Below are 20,106 nucleotides of genomic sequence, written 5' to 3' on the forward strand. Positions count from 1 at the left end.
TTAGAGCACTTTCGGCTCAGTCGTACTCATAGCCGCAGTGGCGGATGTAGCGGCGACATTCGTCGGGATCGAAGCGGGCGAGGAGTGCGCCAATCGTATCCCACAGTTCGTCGCGGGTTCGTGCGGCCGCCTTTCGCAGGAGCGCCTTCAGCTTGGCGAAGGCCATCTCGATCGGGTTGAGGTCGGGGCTGTAGGGCGGCAGGTAGAGGATGCTGGCGCCGGCCGCGGCGATCGCCTCGCGCACCCCGGCGACCTTGTGCGCCGCGAGGTTGTCCATCACCACGACGTCGCCCGGCGAGAGTGCTGGCGCGAGGAACTGCTCGGCATAGGCGAGGAAGGTCCGCCCGTTCATCGGCCCGGTCAGCACGAGCGGCGCGACGATCCCAGACGCCCGGAGGCCAGCGACGAACGTCGTCGTGTGCCAGTGTCCGTGCGGGGTGTGGTCGACGAGCCGCTCGGACTTCGGGGCCCAGCCCGTGCGGCGGACCATGTTGGTTGAGGCTCCGGTCTCGTCGAGAAAGACGAAGCGGTCCGGATCCATGAAACCCTGGAAACCGCGCCAGCGCCGGCGCGCCTTCGCGACGTCGGGGCGGTTCTGCTCTGCCGCCTTCAGCGACTTTTTTTGTGCCTGAGCCCGAGCCGTTGCAGCATCGACCAGACCGCCCACAGCGACACCGCCGGGCCGCCGCGCGCGATGATGGCCGCCCTCAGCTCGACGAGCGTGATGCTCCCGTTTGCCGCCACCAGCTCCCGGATCGTTGCCTCGTGAGCGGCCAGCAGCGGCTTGCGATACCCGCCGATCCGGGCCGGCTCGACGCTGCCGGTCGCCCGCACTCGCTGCATCAGCTTGACGACGGTCGACGGGCTCACATCGAAGCGGGCCGCCACCTGGCGAGCCGAGCCGCCGGCATCGACGGCTCTTGCGAGACGAACCCTCAAATCATGGGACAGCGGCGCCATCGTGCGAACTCCCGAACGCGATCACGACCATCTCAGAATCTGATTTGCCCGATTCTCCGCAAGCCGAAAGTGCTCTAGCCCGCCGTGAGTTCTGTGCCCGGGGGGCAACAAATCCGCCACCGACGCGGCGCCTGCCGGCCTGACGGCAACCGGCGCGATTGTCTGCTTGCAACACGTGTGGCCATAGAGGGTCCGGGCTTTCTGGGAGCGGGACCGATGGCGAAAACGTCTGCGTGGATGGCGCGCGTGGGGGGTGCTGCGATCCTCGCCGCCGGATTATGCCCAGGGCTCCCGAGCCCCGGACTGGCGCAAACCGTCGTCGGCGGCCTGCCGCTCCCCGCGGGCGAGGTCGTCGACGGCCGCATCTATCGCGTCGATGGGACATTCGTGCCCCGCATCCGCAACGGCACCGACGCCAACACCTATGTGCGCGCCGAACCGCCCACGCTCTCCTTCGTCGGCAACAAGGCCGCCCGCGTCATCCGCACCACCGAAGCCACCCAGTTCGTTCGCTTTTATGCGCCGGACGCGCCGAACGGCGGCTCGGGCCCCGTCGGCGGCTTCCTCGCCGGCAGCAATGTGGTGCGCGGGCTCAATGCGGCGCAGATCAAGAACGTCCTCGCGCTCCCTTTCGCGCCGACCAACTACACGCTCGTCAACGTGCCCGCCGGGACCTGCATCCTTGCCGCTCACGGTGCGCCCATCGTCGGCGATTTCCCGGCCGACCCGCCCGACATCCCCGCGCCCGGCCCTTGGGGGCGGGGCGGCACGCCGCAATACTATCTCGTCGGCAAGTCCAATCAGCCCAACTGCAAGGGTGCGGCCTATATCCCCGACGGCGACTTCTTCAATCGCCAGGCGCTCGGACAACACGCGCTCTCTTATGCGCCGCTCGCGGGGCGCGGCAACGCGGGCGCGGTCGCGAACGCGCTCGACACCGCTCCGACGCTGCCGCCACTCTTCGGCGACATGGACGGCGTCTATAACAGCCTCGACCGGATCAATTTCGGTGCCCCTGGCCCGCTGCGTGGCGCGCTCGTCCAGCTCGGCGGCGAGATCTACGCCGACACGGCCTCGGTCGACATCGCGGCCGGCGCGGCCTTCCTCAACATCCTGCGCCAGCAGATGCGGGTGGGCCGCTGGCCGGTGACACCCGGCGACGCGACCGCGGCGGAAGCGGCGCGGGAGGAGGGGCTGCGCCTCTGGATCGCCGGCATCGGCACCTATAGCGAGGTCTCCGGCGGCGCCGCACACGACCTGTCGCTCGGCCTCGGCGGCCCTGCCATGGGGGCCGACGCGCGGGTGCTGCCGGACGTCCTCCTCGGCGGTGCGCTCGCCTATACCCATGCGCGTTACGACACCAACGGCCTTGCGACCAGCGGCACGACCGACACCTTCTCGGCCGCGCTCTATGGCAGCTTCACGCCGGGCGCCGCCTATTTCGACTGGGCGGCCGGCTACGCCCACGGCAACGCGGACGTCACCCGCAACATCGCGTTCCCCGGCGTCGTGCGCACCGCCACGGGCGAGCCGCAGAGCAACGCCTTCCTCCTCAGCCTCGAAGCCGGCTACGGCTTCGCGCTCGGCGGAGCGAGCCGCGTGACGCCCTTTGCCGGCTTCGAGACCATCCTCGTGCGCCAGAACGGCTTTGCCGAGCGCGGCGCCGGCGCCATCGACCTCCTCGTCGACGGGCAGTCGAGCGCCACAGCGAGCGGGCTCCTCGGCGCCGCGATCGCCCACCGCTTCCGCGCCGGGCCGGCCGCGATCGACGTCATGCTGCGCGCCGGCTGGCGGCACGATTTCGCCGACACCGAGCGGACCGTGACGGCCAACTTCGCGGGGCTGCCTGGGGCGCCGTTCACGGTGGCGGGGGCCGAGGCGCCGCGCGACGCCGCCGTCCTCGGCGCCAGCATCGGCGTCGCCGCAAGCCCGATGAGCGCGGTGGAGTTTTTCGCGACCTATGACGGCCTCGTCAGCGACGCCTTCGGCGCACATTCTGGCTCGATCGGCCTGAGCTGGTCGTTCTGACGACAATTCCGGCCGCCGAGGCGCTCTCGAAAAGCGCACACGGTGCTTTTGTCGAGGGTTGCCGACAACGCGCCGGTGGATCACGAGTGATCGGAAGGCCTGACCTCTAGCGCCTCGCAAGGCTGCGGCGCTTCCGTCCGCAACGGCGAGGCAGCCCTCCAGGATGTGCTGATCCATAAGCACACCTCGATCGTCCGGCCGGAAAGCCTCTCGCGCGAACGCGAAGGCGGCTCAGTGCACGAGGAGGCCGATCGCGAGATAGATGGTCGCCGACAGGAGCGCGGCGGCGGGCACGGTGATCACCCAGGCGGCGACGATCGTCATGAAGTGCGAGCGGCGCACCAGCTTGCGGCGCTTGCGCTCCTCGACGTCAACGCGTTTGGCGCGCCGCGGCCGCCCCGCCTTGAGGCGCGACCGCCGCTCGGCGTCCCATTCGCGAAAGAAGCCCACGCCGAACACGCCGCCGACGGCGATATGCGTGGAGGAGACCGGCAAGCCGAGCCATGAGGCGATGATGACGGTGATCGCCGCCGACAGCGCGACGCAATAGGCCCGCACCGGGTTCAGCTTGGTGATCTGGTCACCCACCATGCGGATCAGCTTGGGGCCGAACAGGAAGAGGCCGAGCGAGATGCCGAACGCGCCGATGACCATCACCCAGATCGGGATCGTCACCGCGTCGGTGACGGCGCCCGTCTGCGAGACGGCGACGATCGCCGCGAGCGGGCCGACGGCATTCGCGACGTCGTTCGCCCCGTGCGCGAAGGAAAGGAGACCGGCGGACAGGACGAGCGGCAGCGAAAAGAGGCCGCGCAGCGAGCGCTTCCGGTTTTCGAGCCCCTCCGCCTGCCGGCGGATGAGGGGAACGGCTCCGCCATAGGCGACGGCTCCGCAACCGATACCGATGAGGAGCGCGAGCGGCAGGTCGATCGCGATGACCGCCTTGAGGCCCTTCAGCGCGAGATAAGTGGCGAAGACGCCGACCATCAGTGCGATCAGGATCGGCACCCAGCGCCGGGCGGCCTCGATCATGTCGTCCTGATAGGCGATCTTCCATTTGATGAAGGCGAGGAAGCCGGCCGCGATGCCACCGCCGAGAAGGGGGGAGACGATCCAACTCGCCGCGATCGAGCCCATCGTCGCCCAATTGACGACCGAGATGCCGGCGGCGGCGATGCCGGCGCCCATGACGCCACCGACCACCGAATGCGTCGTCGACACCGGCGCGCCGAGATAAGTCGCGAGGTTGACCCAGAGGGCGGACGAGATCAGCGCCGCCATCATCGCCCAGACGAACACGTCGGGCGAGGCGACGGCGGCGGGATCGATGATCGATTTCGAGATGGTGGAGACGACGTCGCCGCCGGCGATCAGCGCGCCGGCTGTCTCGCAGACGGCCGCGATGACGAGGGCGCTGCCCATCGTCAGCGCCTTGGAGCCGACGGCCGGGCCCATGTTGTTGGCAACATCGTTCGCGCCGATATTCAGCGCCATATAGGCGCCGAACGCGGCCGCGAGGATGACGATCATCGGCGTGTCGGCGAGCCCGAAATAGACCGCTGAGAGCAACGCGGCGAGCGCGATGAAGGCCGCTGCCGCCCCCGGTGCCGCGAGTGGCGCCCAAATGGATTGGACCGCGTACTCGACATGGCCGATCCGGTTGAGATCCTTGTCGAGGCCCTTCCAGCGCCTTCTGCCTTCGTCAATTGCCACGCGCTGCGTGTCCTCTCCTCAAAACGGTGCTCACCAACCCGATCGGCGCGAGCTCGGATCGGGTCGGCAGGGATTGGGCGCTTTGTCGCGAAAGGCCCATAGGCCGGCGCGCGGCATTCCGTCGCTCGCCGCCATGTCGGGGACGCCGGCGCGCGGCGGAACGGTCAAAACTGCTCGAGAATGGCCTTGAGCGACGGCTCGGTCACCATCTGGGCGGCGGTCTTCGGCGGAACCCATGTCCGCTCGCGCTGGTCGCATTCAGGGTACCGCTCGTCGAGACCTCGGACCTTGATCGGGTAGACGAGAACCTCGCACGGCAGTTTGACGCCGCTGATATCGCGCTTGTCGTAGATATAGCGGCCGATCGGGCCTTCGGATGTCGACTTGCCCTGCACGCCGGCCTCTTCCCATGCCTCCTGCAGCGCGGTCCCGGCGCCGTCCTGTCCCTTGATGGGCCAGCCTTTCGGAATGATCCAGCGCTTCGAGCGCCGGCTCGTGACGAGCAGGATCTCACGCCCCGCCTCCGCCTCACGCCAGCACAACGCGGCGACCTGCAGCGGACGCGGCCGCCGCACCAGCGGCGCCAGGAGTTCTTTGCGCAACGAATTGAACATCGCTTTCATATCGTCCGCACGGGCTTTGTGCCGCTCCTTGTTCGGGGAAGCCGGTGGCCAAGGGGACGAACGGATCGTCATGGCCGAAAGTCGATAGGGTTAGGAACACTTCCCGAGGTTCAGTTCAAGAGGTCATCGCGTCGGCATGCAAGATTGAGGCAGATTCGTCTTTCCCAACCGTTAAGCATGACCGTTCGTTCGCAAGCCTCGAGAGGGGAACGTCAGGCCACCGAGAGAATGTTCCACGGTCGGCGCGAAATGAGATCGTGCAGCGTGCGCAACACCGCGGCGAGCGTCTCAAGGTCCGGCGGAATGCCGAGACAGAGGCGCACGCCGTCCGGCTCGCTGGGACCGACATTCGAGGCCGCCGGTGGGGTGACGAGGATGCCCGCCGCCCGCGCCGCCGTCGCGAAGCTCGTCGCCGACCAGTCGGCGGGGAGGGGGAGCCAGCCGAAAAAGGCCGGCGTGTCGATCAGCGCCGCGTCGGAGAAGGTCTCGCGGAAGACGCCATAACGCTCGCTCGCCTGCCGCCGGCGCTGGGCGACGAGCGCGTCGAGCTTTCCCGTCTCGATCAGCCGCGTCGCGGCCATGCACAGGACCGGGGAGACGAACCAGCTCGTCGCGTGCAGCATGAGGTTAGCCCGCTCCACGAAGGTCGGCGGGACCGCGAGGGCGCCGAGCCGGAAGCCCGGCGCAACGCATTTCGAGAAGCTCGAAATGTAGAAGCTGTGCGAGGGCAGGAGCTCGGCGAGCGTGATCGGCGGGTTCGGGTCGAAGAAGCCATAGACGTCATCCTCGACGATCCAGAGATCGCGCGCGGCGGCGATGTCGGCGATCGCCTCTCGCCGGGCGCGGCTCATGGTCCGCGCGGTCGGACTATGAAGCGTCGGCATGACGTAGAGGACGCGGGCCGGACTGCGCCGGCTCGCGGCGTCGAGCGCCTCCAGGATCATCCCTTCGGCGTCCATTTCGACCGGCACGAGTTCGGCGTGGAAGGCGGCGGCGTAGGCCTTGATGCCGGAATAGGTCTGCGTGTCGACGAGGATGGCGCGGCTCGGATTGTCGATCAGCGACAGCGCGAGCGAGAGCGCGTGCTGCGCCCCGTTGCAGAGGAAGACGCGCGAGGGGTCGATCGCGGCATTGGCGTGCGCCATGAAGGAGGCGACCGCGGCCCGGTGGTCTCCCGCCCCGGCATGGGGGCCATAATCGAGGAGCGGGGCAATCGCGCTCGGATGGCTGAGCTCGGCGAAGAGCCCGGCGAGGATGTCGCTCTCCTCGCCCGGAGCGGGCACGTTGAGGGCGAGATCGACGAACGATTGGGCCGCGCCTTGCTCATTGCGCCATGCGGCGCGCCGCACGAACGTGCCCTGACCGACGCGCCCGGCGATCAGCCCGCGCTGTTCGGCCTCCTGATAGGCGCGGCTCACGGTCCCGACCGAAAGGCCGAGATTGCGCGCGAGTTCGCGATGCGGGGGGAGGCGATGGCCTTCGCTCAACCGGCCTTCGTCGATATCGCGCCGCAGCGCTTCGACGAGGGCGAGATAGCGCGGCTTATCGGGGCTGAGGGCTCGCGGACGCCAACTCGGCGTGTTTGTGAAGGTGTTTCTCACGTCTTGTCACCACACACGGCAGCCGGTCTCGATCGCGCCGCGCCGCAGGGTCGGCCGGCGCGAGGCCACGCACCGGCCGACGCGCGAACCGTGGGGCGACCTAAAGACGGGTAGGGCGTGAAACAAAAGGTTGTGCATCGTCCTATATTCGCCATAAGCGCGCGACTTGACCAGAGGCGCCGGCGCATTCCTGCTCGTCGGCGCGGGTGCGCGCCACGGGAAGGACACGCGGACGGTCATCTAATCCAGACGAGCCGCCATTCGGCGCGGATGCCTTTGGTCGCACCCCCGATACGGGGACGGAGGCGGCGATCCGCCCCCGTGCTCCCATGTCCCACGCGCCGCGAACGCCCCGACCGTCTCCGGGGCGGTGGGGCGCGATCGCTCAGGCCTGTGCGGAATAACCGCCATCGACTGGGATCGCGGTGCCGGTCACGAAGGCGGCGGCGGGCGCGGCGAGGAAGACCGCAATCCCCTCGAAGTCGGCCGGGCGGCCCCAGCGTCCGGCCGGCGTGCGCTTCAGGATCGATTCGTTGATCGTCGGCACATCCTTGCGCAACTGTTCCGTCAGCGTCGTGTCGATCCAGCCGGGAAGCACGGCGTTGACGCGGATATCATGCTGGGCCCAGGCCGCGGCGAGCGCTTTGGTAAGCTGGACGATCCCGCCCTTTGCAGCGCTATAGGGAGCGGCGAAGGGCGCGCCGAAGATCGATGTCATCGAGCCGATATTGATGATCGAGCCGCCGGCCTCCTTCATATGCGGGAAGGCGGCCTGCGAGACGGCGAACGCGCTCGTGAGGTTCGTGTCGATGAGCATCCGCCATTCGGCGAGAGTATAGGTCTCCGGCGGCTTGCGAATGTTGGTCCCGGCATTGTTGACGAGGATGTCGAGGCCGCCGAGTTCGGCGACCGCTTCCTCGACGAGACGGGCGCACGCGGCCTCGTCGCTGACATCGGCGGAAATCGCGCTTGCCGTGCCGCCGGCTTCACGGATCGCGCGAGCGGCGGCCTCGGCCTTCGTCATGTCGCGGCCGACGAGGACGAGGGCGGCGCCCTTGTCGGCGAGGCCCTTCGCCATCGAGTAGCCAATGCCGGCGGATCCGCCGGTGACGAGCGCGCGGCGGCCGGTAAGGTCGAAAAGATCAGTCATGACAGTCCGTTGGGTGTGTGGAGTCGGGAGGCTTCACCAAGCGAAGCGTATTGTCGAGGCCGTCCCGTCCATAAGCATTCGATTTCTCAATCGCCGCAAGTATCGCAAGAATCAAAAGATTCGAAATTTTGGCGAAATGCAACGTCAACTTGCGCATCTTGTGGTATGTTGGTGCGAATTGGTTAGAAGCCAAACCTGTTATAAAAATTCGTTGATTGGCGTCGCGGCGGACTCATGAGCCGGAGAAACGGACAAGGTTCGCCTCAGTTTTCGAGATCCCGTTTCGGCCGTGGGTTCCCATGACGTGCAGATGTGCGCAAGTCTCGGGGCAAATCGTTCGGGTCGTCTAATGGGATCATGCGGCGGGATACGGAGGAGTTCCGCGTCTCCTTCGTTGTTTCATGAAAGCGCGGAGAGGGAGAAACATGATGAACGTGCCGAGCAAAATCGTCCTGGCGTTGGGTCTGACTCTCGCCTTCTGTGGAAGCAGTTACGCGGCGACCATGGCCGAGTGTGACGCGGGGATCGAAGAGGTCAACGCCAAGATTACGAGCGCTCAAGGCGTCGGCGAGTCGGCGCGCGACGACGCGCGCAGGCTGTCGGACGAGGCCTCGAACGCGCGCGATGCCGGCGAATATGACCGTTGCATGGAGCTCGTCCAGCAGGCCGACGAAGCTCTCGCGAAGTAGAGCGGAGCGATCGGGTGAGGGAGCCGCGACCGCGCGGCTCCCTGGTTACCTCCCGGCGACCCCCGCGCCGGGACGAACGGCGTTTTCCAGCAAACCGACCGCATGGTGTCATTCTCGGACGAGGAGAAGTCATGTTTCGCCACGTCATCACGAGCTGTCTTCTGGGGTTCGCGCTCGCCGGCCCGGTGGCCGCGGACGTCACCTCGGAGACGATCCAGTCGCTCTCGGCGCCGCCCTCGACCGAAAGCAGCATCGGCACGCTCCAATTCGACGACGGCGCGCCGACGGAGGCCACTGCGACGGCGATCTTCGACACGATCGACTTCACGCGGGCCCTCAACGCTTACAATAACAGCTTCAGAGGCGCGTCGGCCCTCGCCTTGCAAAAAGGCTTCGAGAGCATCGGCGCGAAGGCGAACGACATCGTCATCTTTTCGGAGTTGATGGATTCCGATTCGCTCTTCCTCACCGCGAATGCCGACACCGTCTATTATATGGGCGTCATCGATCTCGCGGACGGCCCCATGGTGATCGAGCAGCCTCCCAATGGGCTCGGCACGATCAACGACATGTGGTTCTCCTGGGTGATCGATGTCGGTCGGCCCGGCCCCGACCGGGGCTTCGGCGGCCGCTATCTGATCGTCGGGCCGGACTATGACGGGCCGCTGCCCGAGGGCGGCTATTTCGTCGCTCACGCGAAGACGCACCGCGTCCTCTACGCGATGCGCGCCTTCCTGGCGCCCGGTGACGATCCGGCGCCGACGGTGCGCAACATCAAGGACAATCTGAAGATCTATCGCTATGCGCCGGGCAGCTTCGGCACGTCGATCGCCGCCGCGCTCGACGGCTCGGTCGCCCTCGCGCCGGAGCCCGAGGTGCCGCCGACCCGGTTCATCGAGGGCAGCGGCGTCGCGTTCAACACGATCCCGCCGAGCGACGCCCGCTATTTCGAGTGGATCGACGAGAACGTCCAGAACGAGCCGGCGACGAGCTACGACCCGGAACTCGCCGGTCAGCTCGCCGCGATCGGCATCCGGCACGGGACACCCTTCGCGCCGGACGCGCGGATGAAGGCAATCCTCGACCGGGCCGCGATCGTGGGGCAGGGGTTCGGCCGCGCGCTTCAATGGCGCTGGGCCGAGCGTCATCCCGAGTGGGCCTATTATGAGGGCTCCCACTGGGGCAACATGCTGTTCGAGGGCGGCGCCTTCTTCGAGACGCCGCCGCCGGCCTTCACGGGCGGCGCGTTCGAGCCCCATCCGGCGACCGGCGCGCGTACGCTCGATTCACGCACGGCCTTCTATTACGCCTACACGCTCGACAGCCCGGCGATGATCATGACCATGCCCGGCGCCGGCTCGCAGTATCTGATGGGCTTTCTCGATGCCGACGGGGCAATCTTCGACGGCGCGAAGACCTATAAAGTGACGCTGCCGAAGGGGATCCCTGCCGAGGCCTTCTGGTCGCTCACCCTTTACGACAACCAGACCCGGTCGATGCTGAAGACCGCGCAGAAATATCCGCGCGCCGGCAGTCAGTCCTACCCGACGCCGGCCGCCGAGACGTCGGAAGACGGGTCGACCACGATCTATATGGGGCCGAGCCAACCCGAGGGCGTCGCCCGCGGCAACTGGATCGAGACGGATCCGGCGAAGGGCTGGTTCACGCTCCTGCGCCTCTACAGCCCGCGCCCCGCCTTTTTCGACAAGTCGTGGCGGCCGAGCGAGATCGAGCCGGTCGATTGAGGTCCACGATTGAACCGGTTCAATCGCCGGTTCATGCGGCGAATGTCGAGCGCGGTCCGAGGTCCGCATCGCGGCGCTGAAGCGTATGGCTGACGTCGATGAACAGGTCCGCCATCGCGTGATAGAGCGCGTCGCGGGGCGAACTCTTGCGCCAGAAAAGGGCGATGCGACGGTTGGGCGGCGGATCGGCGAAGCGCACGAGACGGGGCGCATCGGGACGTTCCGCGCCGGTGATCGTGGCGAGCTCGGGCAGGAGCGTCACGCCGAGCCCGGCCGCCACCATATGGCGCAAGGTCTCGAGGCTCGAGACGCGAAAGGCGGACTGCTCCACCGCACCAGACAATTGGCACACGTCGAGCGCCTGATCGCGCAGGCAATGCCCGTCTTCGAGGAGGAGCAGCTTCTGGTCGGCGATATCGTCGAGCGTGATTCCCCCGCGATCGGCGAGCGGGTGGCCGGGCGGGACCGCCAGCAAGAACGGCTCCTCGAACAGGAAGGCGGAGGCGAGCGCCTCGTCCTCCACCGGCAGAGCGAGGAGCGCTGCGTCGATATCGCCGTCGTGCAGGCGGGTGAGAAGGCTGGGGCTCTTTTCCTCGACGAGATAGAGCTGGAGCGCCGGAAAGCGGTCCGCGAAGCGCAACATGATGCTCGGCAGGAGATAAGGGCCGAGCGTCGGGAAGATGCCGAGCCGAACGGCGCCGCCTTCGGGATCGCGACCTTCCTGCGCGGCATCCTTGATGTGCTGCACTTCGAGCAGGATCTGCCGCGCCCGCTCGGCCGTCGCCTTGCCGAACGGGGTTAGGAGCGCCCCACTCGAACTGCGCTCCACGAGCTGGACGCCGAGTTCGGCTTCCAGCTTGCGAAGCTGCGTCGACAATGTCGGCTGGCTGACCGAGCAGGCGTCGGCGGCCCGGCCGAAATGGCGATAGCGCGCGAGCGCGACGAGATATTCGAGCTCCCGCAGCGTCATCGCCGTCAAGCCGCCTTGCTCTGCCTCTCCTCCGGGACCGACGTGCGGATCAGATGATCGAACGCCGCGAGGGAGGCCTTTGCCCCGTCGCCGAGGGCGATGACGATCTGCTTGAAGGGCGTCGTCGTGCAGTCGCCGGCCGCGAAGACCCCCGGCAGCGACGTGCGACCATGATCGTCGACTTCGATCTCGCCGCGGTCCGACAATTCGATCGTGCCGCGCAGCCATTCGGTGTTCGGCAAGAGGCCGATCTGGACGAAGATGCCGTCGACGGCGACGTCGTGGCTCTCGCCGGTGATCCGGCTTTCATAGGTGAGGCCGACGACCTTCGCCCCGTTGCCGCGCACTTCGGTGGTCTTGGCGGACGTCAGGACGGTGACGTTCGGCAAGCTGAAGAGCTTGCGCTGAAGAACGTCGTCGGCGCGCAGCTCGACGTCGAATTCGAGCAGCGTCACGTGGCTCGTGATGCCGGCGAGGTCGATCGCCGCCTCGACGCCGGAATTGCCGCCGCCGATCACCGCGACCGGCTTGCCCTTGAAGAGCGGCCCGTCACAATGCGGGCAGTAGGCGACGCCGCGATTGCGATAGTCCTCTTCGCCGGGCACGCCCATCTGCCGCCAGCGCGCGCCGGTCGACAGGATGACGCTCTTCGCCCTCAAGGACGCGCCGCTCGCGAGCGTCACCTCGAACGAGTCGCCATGATCGGTGAGCCGTTCGGCGCGCTGAAGGTTCATCACCTCGACCGGATAGTCCTTCACGTGCGTCTCGAGCGCCTTGGCGAAATCCGGGCCCTCGGTGTGGGTGACGGAGATGAAGTTCTCGATCGCCATCGTGTCGAGCACCTGGCCGCCGAAGCGCTCGGCGGCGATGCCGGTGCGGATGCCTTTGCGCGCGGCATAGATCGCTGCGGCCGCGCCGGCCGGACCGCCACCGACGACGAGAACGTCGAACGGGTCCTGGGCCTTGATCTTCTCGGCGGCGCGCGCCTCGGCGTTGGTATCGAGCTTGGCGAGGATCTGCTCGACTTCCATGCGCCCCTGCGCGAACGGCTCGCCATTGAGGTAGACCGACGGCACGGACATGATCTCGCGCGCGTCGACCTCGGCCTTGAAGAGGGCGCCATCGATCGCGGTGTGGCGGATGCGCGGGTTGATCACCGCCATCGCATTCAGCGCCTGAACGACGTCCGGGCAATTCTGGCAGCTCAGCGAGAAATAGGTCTCGAACAGATAGTCGCCGTCCAGCGCCGCGACCGCCTCGACGACCGACGGGTCGAGCTTCGGCGGATGGCCGCCGACCTGGAGGAGGGCGAGGACGAGGGAGGTGAACTCGTGACCGGCGGGAATGCCGGCGAAGGTGATGTTGATCTCTTCGCCGGGGCTCGTCAGCCGGAAGGCCGGCGTGCGGCCCGCCGCGCCCGAGCGCTCAGTGAGGGAGATGTTCGCGGAGAGCGCGGCGATCTCGGACAGAAAGGCGCTCATCTCGCGTGATTTCGCACCATCGTCGACCATCGCGTCGATCTCGACCGGGCGGACCATTTTCTCGAAGTGGCTCTTGAGCTGGGACTTCAGCGCATCATCGAGCATGGGGATCTCCTGGCGCGGCGTGGCGCGCATCGTTTCGTTGAGGGTGGGGGACCGAGGGGGCGGTCCCGCTCGCCAGGTGGGGAGGCGCCCGGCGGCGCGGACATCAAGGTGCCGCGCGCCGGACGCCGGTTCGGCTCAGATCTTGCCGACGAGCTGCAGCGAGGGGGCGAGGGTCTCGTCGCCTTCTTCCCACTTCGCCGGGCAGACCTCATCCGGATGCGCGCGGACATACTGCGCGGCCTTCACCTTGCGCAGAAGGTCGGAGGCATTGCGGCCGATGCCTTCGGCGGTGATCTCGACCGCCTGGATGATGCCGTCCGGGTCGACGATGAAGGTGCCACGGTCGGCGAGGCCTTCGCCTTCGCGCATGATCTGGAAGTTGCGCGTGATCGTCCCGGTCGGATCGCCGATCATCGGATATTCGATCTTGCCGATCGTCTCGGACGTGTCGTGCCAGGCCTTGTGAGTGAAGTGCGTGTCGGTCGAGACCGAGTAGACTTCGACGTCGAGGCGCTTCAGCTCTTCATAGTGGTCGGCCACATCCCCGAGCTCGGTCGGGCACACGAAGGTGAAGTCGGCCGGGTAGAAGAAGAAGATGGCCCACTTGCCTTTCGTGTCGGCGTCCGACACGTCGATGAACTTGCCGTTCTGGTAGGCCTTCGCCTGAAACGGTTGGATGGGGGTGTTGATGACAGACATTGATTTCCTGCTTCGATAGAGGCTGTGGCCTTCGCGCTGCAACATAGGGAGTGCGGCGCAATATAGGAAATAGATAAGCGGGGGTGGATCGATAGAGCCAGCCTATCGGCGGGGAGCTGCCTCCCATCGGGCGATAAATCGGGCTCAACAGGGCGCATGAAGTGCGCCTGCACGCCGAGGAAGCGCACCACCAGTTGGCGCGAGATATCAGATAACTAACTGATATTATTAATTATTTTTGGATTTCAGCGCGATCTGTCCCGAGACCGCGGATGTCGTCCTTCGAAGGGCGCTGCGCCGCAATGTCGCCCCGTGGGAGATGTGAACATCTCGCTCGGATGGGGACAGCAACCTTCTGGAATTCTTCTTGTTGCAATGCACCCAAAGGTCGATTGCGACACGGCGTTCGCGCGTGAGCGAGACGCTGGTTCCGCTACGCCCGATGCGGCGTTACAGTCGCGCGTGAACTGGTCCCATGGGCCTCGGAGGATTACCATGATCATCGCCGTCGTCGAGCTTCCGCGTGAGACGAACACGCAAACCGCGGAAGAATTGATGCGTTACTCGCTGGAGGCGACGAAGGTGTACCATGAGGTGAAGGGCCTTCGCCGGAAGTATTTCCTGGACGGCGCCTCCGGGGGCGGCGGTGTCTACGTGTTCGATACGCGCGAAGACGCCGAGGCCTGGTTCCATGACGGATGGAGTGCCTGGATGGAGAAGCGCCAAGGCGTCCGCCCGATCCTCAAGATCTACGATTGTGTCCTCACCCTCGACAACGAGGCCGACGAGGTTCGCGTGGGCGACGCCGTGGTCCCGTCTCCCTGGAACGCGCAAGCCGCCGAGTAGGCGCGCCGGCGGACGGGCCGGCCGCCGGATGGGCAGCCGGCTCCGCCGCGTCGGGGGATGGGTGGGCGATGGCGCGACACCATGGCCCGCCGCTCGGCCATTGAATGGCCACGCGTCAAGGCTGATCATTGTGGCCGTGCGTCCGTCGAGGCGGACGCGTACACGAGGCATTCTGAGCATATGAGCATGGTCGGGCGATGGATTGCGGGCGGCGTCGCAGCGCTGATGCTCGCATTTCTGGTCGACGCGTCGAGCCTCGCCCACGCCATGCCCTGTCCCGACGAGACCACGGCGACCAACGCCGCCGCGCTCGGCGATGCGACCGACCGGCATGGGCACGCCGACCATGAAGGTCGCGGCGCCTCGGCCGATAGCGACCGCGACCCCTGCTGCCCGTCGCCCTGCATGGCATGCGTGAGCGTGATGCCGCCGGTCCCCGGTCTCGCCGGCATCGTCCCGTCGCCGGGCCATATCCTGCTGGCCGGAACCCGCTCCGTCGGCCTCACGCGCGGACCGCCGCACGGGCCGCCTCGGCTCTGATCCACCCCGATCGTCCGATCCCGTATCGGAGCCTTCGCGGCGTGCCCACGCGGCGCGCTGGATCAGTTCGCCTGCACGACGGCAGGCCCCCGAGAAGTGACCCCATGAACAGACGAGACTTTCTCTCCACCGCGATGACCGGCGCGTGCGCGGTCGGCGCAACCCTCATGCGTCCGGCCGGCGCCCTCGCGCAGATCGCCCCGCCCGATGCGCCGGCGAGGCTCGCGATCGCGAGCCGCACCATCGACGTCGGCGGCAAGGCGGCGCGCGTCTTCGGCCTCCTCCAACCGGACGGCACCCACGGCGTCCGCCTCGACGCGGAGGCGCCCTTCGATGTCGAGCTCGTCAACGAGATCGGCGAGCCCACGATCATCCATTGGCACGGCCTCACACCGCCGTGGCGCATGGACGGCGTGCCGGACAATCCGATGCCGCTGCTCGAGCCGAGGGAGGCGCGGCGCTACACCTTCCCCGTCGGTCCGGGCGGCACGCACTGGATGCACGCCCACACCCTGCAGGAGCAGAACCTCCTCGCCGCCCCGCTCATCGTGCGCACGGCCGCCGACCGGGCGCGTGACGAGCAGGAGGTCGTCATCCTTCTGCACGACTTTTCCTTCACCCCGGCCGAGGAGCTACTCGCCCGCCTGAAAAGCGCGGGAGGCCATGGAGGGCACGGCGGCCACGGCGGCCACGCGATGGCCCCAGCCGCGGGGCACGGGACGGCGACCGCGACGCCGATGGTCGATCACGCCGCGATGGGGCACGGCAGCGGCGGCGGCATGGCGATGCCCAGCGCCCCTATGCCAAACGGCACCATGGCCGGCGCTTCGATGGCCGGGATGGACATCAACGACATCGATTACGACGCCTACCTCGCGAACGACCGCACGCTCGACGATCCCGAGATCGTGCGGGTGGAGGCGCGCGGCCGCGTCCGCCTTCGGATCATCAACGGCGCGACGGCCACCGCCTTCACCATCGACACCGGCGCGTTGCCGGGCACGCTCGTCGCGGTCGACGGCCAGCCCGTCCAACCGCTGGCGGGCACGCAATTCCCGGTCAGCATGGGCTAGCGCCTCGATATCACGCTCGCTTTGCCCGAGGGGGAGGGCGCGTTTCCGATCCTCGCCCTTCGCGAGGGGGCGGTGGAGCGCACCGGCGTCATTCTCGCGACCGCCGGCGCCACCGTGCGGCGCGTCGCGAGCGTCGGCGATGCGCGGGGGCCGATCGTGGCGAATGCCCTCGAGGGGCGGTTGCGGGCCGTCTCACCGCTTGTGCCGCGTCCGGCCGATCGCCGTTTCGACATCACCCTGACCGGACAGATGGAGGGATATGAATGGGGCATGGACGGCGCGGCCGACATGCGCATTCGCAGCGGTGAGCGGATCGAAATCGCGATGCGGAACGCCTCGATGATGAGCCACCCGATGCATCTGCACGGGCATCACTTCCAGGTCGTCGAGGTGAATGGCGCCCCGATCGCCGGCGCTGTGCGCGATACGGTGCTCGTTGCGCCCGGCGAGACGCTGACCATCGCGTTCGACGCGGGGAATCTCGGCCGATGGCCGTTCCACTGCCACCATCTTTATCACATGGCGGCGGGCATGATGGCCTTCATCGATTACGACGCGCGCGACTAGCGATCGCGATCGTCCGGCGCCGGTCGCCCGGCGCCGGACGATTGTCATGCGGCGAGCGGCCTGGCTCCGGTCCCGAAACGGCGCAGGCGCAAGGCGTTGCCGAGCACGAACACGCTCGACAGCGCCATCGCCCCGGCCGCGAAGATGGGCGACAGCAGGATCCCGAACGCCGGATAGAGCGCGCCCGCGGCCACCGGAATGAGCGCCGCATTGTAGACGAAGGCCCAGAAGAGGTTCTGGCGGATGTTGCCGATCGTCGCGCGGGAGAGCGCGAGCGCGGTCGGCACGCCCTCCAAATTGCCCGACATCAGGACGACGTCGGCCGCCTCGATGGCGATGTCCGTGCCCGTGCCGATCGCGATGCCGATATCGGCCTCGGCAAGGGCCGGCGCGTCGTTGATGCCGTCGCCGACGAAGGCGAGCACGCCATGCTGCGCCTTCAAGCGGCGCACCGCGTCGACCTTGCCACCGGGGGGAACCTCCGCGACCACGTCGTCGATCCCGAGGCGCGCCGCGATCGCGCGCGCGGTGCGCGCATTGTCGCCGGTGATCATCGCGACCGTCAGGCCGAGATCGTGGAGGGTGGCGATCGCGGCCGGGGTCGTCGTCTTGATGGGATCCGCGACGGCCATGATGGCGGCGAGCCGGCCGTCGATTGCCGCATAGAGCGGCGACTTGCCTTCATCGGCCAAGCGTTCGGCGGTCTCGCGGAAGAGCGTCACGTCGTGGCCGAGGGCGGCCATGTGGCGGTCCGCCCCGATGGCGACGGGCCGGTCGCCGACGATCGCTTCGACGCCGAAGCCGGGCTGTGCCGCAAAGCGGGTGACGGGCGGTTGGGCCGCCGGGCTCTCCGCCTCTGCCGCCTCCACCAGCGCGCGGGCGATCGGATGCTCCGAGCGCGCCTCGACCGCCCCGACGAGGCCGAGAAGGTCGGCGCGGTCGACCCCCTCGGCGAGCGCGATATCGGTGAGCCGTGGCCGGCCTTCGGTGAGCGTTCCGGTCTTGTCGAGCGCGACGACCCGCGCGTCCTTGAGCACCTGCAAGGCCTCGCCCTTGCGGAGCAGGATGCCGAGTTCCGCGCCGCGACCCGTGCCGACCATGATCGATGTCGGCGTCGCGAGCCCCATGGCACAGGGGCAGGCGATGATGAGGACCGCGACCGCATTGACCAGCGCGAAGCCGAGCGCCGGGGTCGGTCCCCAAGCGAGCCAGGCGAGGAAGGTCGCCATAGCGAGCCCCATGACGACCGGGACGAACCACATGGTCACGCGGTCGACCAAAGCCTGAATCGGCAGCTTGGAGGCCTGCGCGTCCTCGACCATCCGAATGATCTGTGACAGCACGGTTTCCCGTCCGACGGCGGTCGCGCGAAAGGTGAATGCGCCGTTCTGGTTCACCGTCCCGCCCACGACCGACGCGCCGGCGGCCTTCGCGACCGGCATCGGCTCGCCGGTGATCATCGATTCGTCGACGAACGTCTCGCCGTCGACGACCTCGCCGTCGGCCGGAATCCGCTCGCCGGGGCGCACCTCGAGGATGTCACCGTTCAGAACATCGTCGATCGGTCGCTCGGTCGTCGTCCCATCGCGGCGGACCCTTGCGGTTCTCGGACGAAGGCCGACGAGGCGCTTGATCGCCTCCGAGGTCCGGCCCTTGGCGCGCGCCTCGAGTAGGCGGCCGATGAGGACCAGCGTCACGATGACGGACGCGGCTTCGTAATAGACGTTGACGGTGCCGGGTGGCAGCGCGGCGGGCACGGATGTCGCGACCAGCGAATAGGTGTAGGCCGCCAGCGTTCCGACGGCGACGAGCGAGTTCATGTCGGGCGCGAGCCGCCACAGCGCCGGCAGGCCTTTGCGGTAGAAGCGAAGGCCCGGCCCGAAGAGGACGATCGTGGTGAGCGCGAATTGAAGGGACCAGCTCGCCTGCATCCCGATCGTCGTCGCGATGAGGTGGTGCACGCGCGGAATGACGTGCGCGCCCATCTCCAGCACGAAGACGGGCGCCGTGAGGCTCGCCGCGATCACGACATCGCGCGCGAGGCGCCGACGCTCGGCCTCCCGCCGAGCCGCCTGATCGGTGGTGGCGCCGGCCTCGTCGTGGCCGTCCTCCCGGCCGATGCGTTTTGCGTCGTAGCCGGCCGCTTCGATCGCCGCGATCAGCGCGGCGGCGTCGGCGGATCCCTCGACCCGCGCGGTTTCGGTGGCGAGATTGACGGCGGCGTCGAGGACGCCCGGAACCGACCGCAGCGCGCGCTCTACGCGGCCGACGCAGGAGGCGCAGGTCATGCCCTCGATCGATAATTGCACGGCCGTGGCCGGCGCCGTGGCGGCACGCGGCACCTCGAATCCGGCGTCTTCGACCGCCTTGCGAAGATCGTCCCGCGTGACCGACCCGTCAGTCGAGACGCTGGCCCGCTCCGTGGCGAGATTGACCGAGGCCATGTCGACGCCGGGAACGGCCTTGAGGGCACGCTCGACCCGGCCGACACAGGAGGCACACGTCATGCCCTCGATGGGCAAGGAAATGGGGCCGGCCGCCGGCTCGGCGGCTCCTATGGGGGCGTTCACGCTGGCCTGGCCTCGACAGTTGGAGCTCTCACGCCAGCCTATGTGGGGCTTCCAACGATGGGAAGGTCAATGGAGGCACTCCGATTTCGGCGCGCCCGCCGGGGGCGTGCGCGCCGGAGCGTGCCAATCTCGGCCTGCGCGGGACGGGGCGGGGCCGGCACCGCGGAGATCGGTCAACATGACCGCGCAGCAGACGTCGGCCGAGTGCATTCCCGGATGGATCGCGCTCGTCGGCTGCGACGACGCCGCCGACGAGGACGATCGTGGGCGTGCGCATGAGCTCGGTCATCGTCACCTCCACCGCCGCGAGGTTCTGCGCCTCATCCTCCGTCTCCGCCTCGATATTGAGCGTGAACGGGACCGCCCCGGCGGCCCTGAGTGCCCGCGCGGACGGCGGTGGCGGTGGCTCGGCGGCGAGGAGGGGCCGCACCGCCTTGCGTGAGAGGTCCTCCCGGTGTCCAGCGTTCGTGCGGCAATCAAGGCCGGCGGGTTGTCGCTTATAGTTCCTGCCTTGTGTTTGAGGCACGGTCGGAGATCGGCGACGAAATGGTGGCGAAACGCTCCGCTCTGTCCACTGAGCTACGCTGCCCATGGCGGCAGCGGCGGGATTCGAACCCGCGACCTGAGGCGTTGCAGGCTGTAGTTCCGCCGGCATTCGCCGATCTCCTTTTCCGTGTCCTTGTCGTGCCTCGACGACGAGAGATTGGCGAAACGGCTGCTCTTCCGCTGAGCTACGCCACCCTGAG

At 67.8% G+C, this 20,106-nt stretch carries 15 protein-coding genes and 1 pseudogene; 7 read left to right on the forward strand and 9 right to left on the reverse strand.

The annotated features are described in order from the left end of the window. Nucleotides 1-16 precede the first annotated feature (16 nt). A protein-coding gene (locus L1787_RS13270; RefSeq protein ID WP_235708155.1) for an IS630 family transposase occupies nucleotides 17-960 on the reverse strand; the annotation gives its coding sequence in 2 pieces (ribosomal slippage) (nucleotides 17-618 and nucleotides 618-960; 945 coding nt in all). Nucleotides 961-1,176: 216 nt separating this feature from the next. On the opposite strand from L1787_RS13270, the gene L1787_RS13275 reads away from it, so the two are divergent. Further along, on the forward strand, nucleotides 1,177-2,988 hold the full coding sequence (locus L1787_RS13275; RefSeq protein WP_235709333.1) for an autotransporter outer membrane beta-barrel domain-containing protein: 1,812 nt from the start codon (nucleotides 1,177-1,179) through the stop codon (nucleotides 2,986-2,988). Nucleotides 2,989-3,219: 231 nt separating this feature from the next. Here the strand turns inward: L1787_RS13275 and L1787_RS13280 are convergent, their stop codons facing one another. The 4 genes from L1787_RS13280 to L1787_RS13295 all read right to left on the reverse strand — a co-directional run bounded on the left by L1787_RS13280 (nucleotide 3,220) and on the right by L1787_RS13295 (nucleotide 8,075). After that, entirely contained in the window at nucleotides 3,220-4,701 is a 1,482-nt protein-coding gene (locus tag L1787_RS13280) for an inorganic phosphate transporter (protein WP_235709334.1), read from the reverse strand. A 164-nt stretch (nucleotides 4,702-4,865) separates the two neighbouring features. Further along, nucleotides 4,866-5,315: an NUDIX hydrolase gene (locus L1787_RS13285; RefSeq protein ID WP_235709335.1), complete on the reverse strand. Its 450-nt coding sequence runs from the start codon at nucleotides 5,313-5,315 to the stop codon at nucleotides 4,866-4,868. A gap of 221 nt (nucleotides 5,316-5,536) precedes the next feature. Further along, on the reverse strand, nucleotides 5,537-6,925 hold the full coding sequence (locus L1787_RS13290; RefSeq protein WP_235709336.1) for an aminotransferase-like domain-containing protein: 1,389 nt from the start codon (nucleotides 6,923-6,925) through the stop codon (nucleotides 5,537-5,539). A gap of 385 nt (nucleotides 6,926-7,310) precedes the next feature. Next, nucleotides 7,311-8,075: an SDR family NAD(P)-dependent oxidoreductase gene (locus L1787_RS13295; protein ID WP_235709337.1), complete on the reverse strand. Its 765-nt coding sequence runs from the start codon at nucleotides 8,073-8,075 to the stop codon at nucleotides 7,311-7,313. A gap of 428 nt (nucleotides 8,076-8,503) precedes the next feature. On the opposite strand from L1787_RS13295, the gene L1787_RS13300 reads away from it, so the two are divergent. Together L1787_RS13300 and L1787_RS13305 are read left to right on the forward strand one after the other, a co-directional pair. Continuing rightward, a complete protein-coding gene (locus tag L1787_RS13300; protein ID WP_235709338.1) occupies nucleotides 8,504-8,764 on the forward strand; it encodes a hypothetical protein in 261 nt (86 codons plus the stop codon). Nucleotides 8,765-8,895: 131 nt separating this feature from the next. Further along, nucleotides 8,896-10,509, forward strand: coding sequence for a DUF1254 domain-containing protein (locus L1787_RS13305; protein ID WP_235709339.1), 1,614 nt, complete (start codon nucleotides 8,896-8,898; stop codon nucleotides 10,507-10,509). Nucleotides 10,510-10,540: 31 nt separating this feature from the next. Here the strand turns inward: L1787_RS13305 and L1787_RS13310 are convergent, their stop codons facing one another. The 3 genes from L1787_RS13310 to ahpC all read right to left on the reverse strand — a co-directional run bounded on the left by L1787_RS13310 (nucleotide 10,541) and on the right by ahpC (nucleotide 13,764). After that, entirely contained in the window at nucleotides 10,541-11,479 is a 939-nt protein-coding gene (locus L1787_RS13310; protein WP_235709340.1) for a LysR substrate-binding domain-containing protein, read from the reverse strand. Between the two features lie 5 nt (nucleotides 11,480-11,484). Beyond that, nucleotides 11,485-13,065 (reverse strand): alkyl hydroperoxide reductase subunit F, encoded by a 1,581-nt coding sequence (ahpF, locus tag L1787_RS13315; RefSeq protein ID WP_235709341.1) that lies wholly within the window; start codon nucleotides 13,063-13,065, stop codon nucleotides 11,485-11,487. Between the two features lie 135 nt (nucleotides 13,066-13,200). Further along, nucleotides 13,201-13,764 (reverse strand): alkyl hydroperoxide reductase subunit C, encoded by a 564-nt coding sequence (gene ahpC, locus L1787_RS13320; protein ID WP_235709342.1) that lies wholly within the window; start codon nucleotides 13,762-13,764, stop codon nucleotides 13,201-13,203. A 495-nt stretch (nucleotides 13,765-14,259) separates the two neighbouring features. Here ahpC and L1787_RS13325 point away from each other — a divergent pair, with 495 nt between their 5' ends. From L1787_RS13325 to L1787_RS13335, 3 genes and pseudogenes are all read left to right on the forward strand, one after another. Continuing rightward, on the forward strand, nucleotides 14,260-14,610 hold the full coding sequence (locus L1787_RS13325) for a hypothetical protein (protein ID WP_235709343.1): 351 nt from the start codon (nucleotides 14,260-14,262) through the stop codon (nucleotides 14,608-14,610). Nucleotides 14,611-14,796: 186 nt separating this feature from the next. Continuing rightward, entirely contained in the window at nucleotides 14,797-15,150 is a 354-nt protein-coding gene (locus L1787_RS13330) for a hypothetical protein (protein WP_235709344.1), read from the forward strand. Between the two features lie 104 nt (nucleotides 15,151-15,254). Then, nucleotides 15,255-16,790: pseudogene (locus L1787_RS13335) on the forward strand (multicopper oxidase family protein). Nucleotides 16,791-16,834: 44 nt separating this feature from the next. Here the strand turns inward: L1787_RS13335 and L1787_RS13340 are convergent. Next, entirely contained in the window at nucleotides 16,835-19,360 is a 2,526-nt protein-coding gene (locus L1787_RS13340; protein WP_235709345.1) for a heavy metal translocating P-type ATPase, read from the reverse strand. Nucleotides 19,361-19,538: 178 nt separating this feature from the next. Here L1787_RS13340 and L1787_RS13345 point away from each other — a divergent pair, with 178 nt between their 5' ends. Beyond that, entirely contained in the window at nucleotides 19,539-19,802 is a 264-nt protein-coding gene (locus L1787_RS13345) for a hypothetical protein (RefSeq protein ID WP_235709346.1), read from the forward strand. Nucleotides 19,803-20,106 lie beyond the last annotated feature (304 nt).

This window comes from Acuticoccus kalidii (genome assembly GCF_021556395.1).
GTDB lineage: Bacteria > Pseudomonadota > Alphaproteobacteria > Rhizobiales > Amorphaceae > Acuticoccus > Acuticoccus kalidii.

Coding starts and splice junctions, on each gene's coding strand:
- L1787_RS13275 (WP_235709333.1), top strand. CDS start 1,177: ATGGCGAAAACGTCTGCGTGGATGGCGCGCGTGGGGGGTGCTGCGATC.
- L1787_RS13285 (WP_235709335.1), bottom strand. CDS start 5,315: ATGTTCAATTCGTTGCGCAAAGAACTCCTGGCGCCGCTGGTGCGGCGG.
- L1787_RS13295 (WP_235709337.1), bottom strand. CDS start 8,075: ATGACTGATCTTTTCGACCTTACCGGCCGCCGCGCGCTCGTCACCGGC.
- L1787_RS13300 (WP_235709338.1), top strand. CDS start 8,504: ATGAACGTGCCGAGCAAAATCGTCCTGGCGTTGGGTCTGACTCTCGCC.
- L1787_RS13305 (WP_235709339.1), top strand. CDS start 8,896: ATGTTTCGCCACGTCATCACGAGCTGTCTTCTGGGGTTCGCGCTCGCC.
- L1787_RS13310 (WP_235709340.1), bottom strand. CDS start 11,479: ATGACGCTGCGGGAGCTCGAATATCTCGTCGCGCTCGCGCGCTATCGC.
- ahpF (WP_235709341.1), bottom strand. CDS start 13,065: ATGCTCGATGATGCGCTGAAGTCCCAGCTCAAGAGCCACTTCGAGAAA.
- ahpC (WP_235709342.1), bottom strand. CDS start 13,764: ATGTCTGTCATCAACACCCCCATCCAACCGTTTCAGGCGAAGGCCTAC.
- L1787_RS13325 (WP_235709343.1), top strand. CDS start 14,260: ATGATCATCGCCGTCGTCGAGCTTCCGCGTGAGACGAACACGCAAACC.
- L1787_RS13330 (WP_235709344.1), top strand. CDS start 14,797: ATGGTCGGGCGATGGATTGCGGGCGGCGTCGCAGCGCTGATGCTCGCA.
- L1787_RS13345 (WP_235709346.1), top strand. CDS start 19,539: ATGACCGCGCAGCAGACGTCGGCCGAGTGCATTCCCGGATGGATCGCG.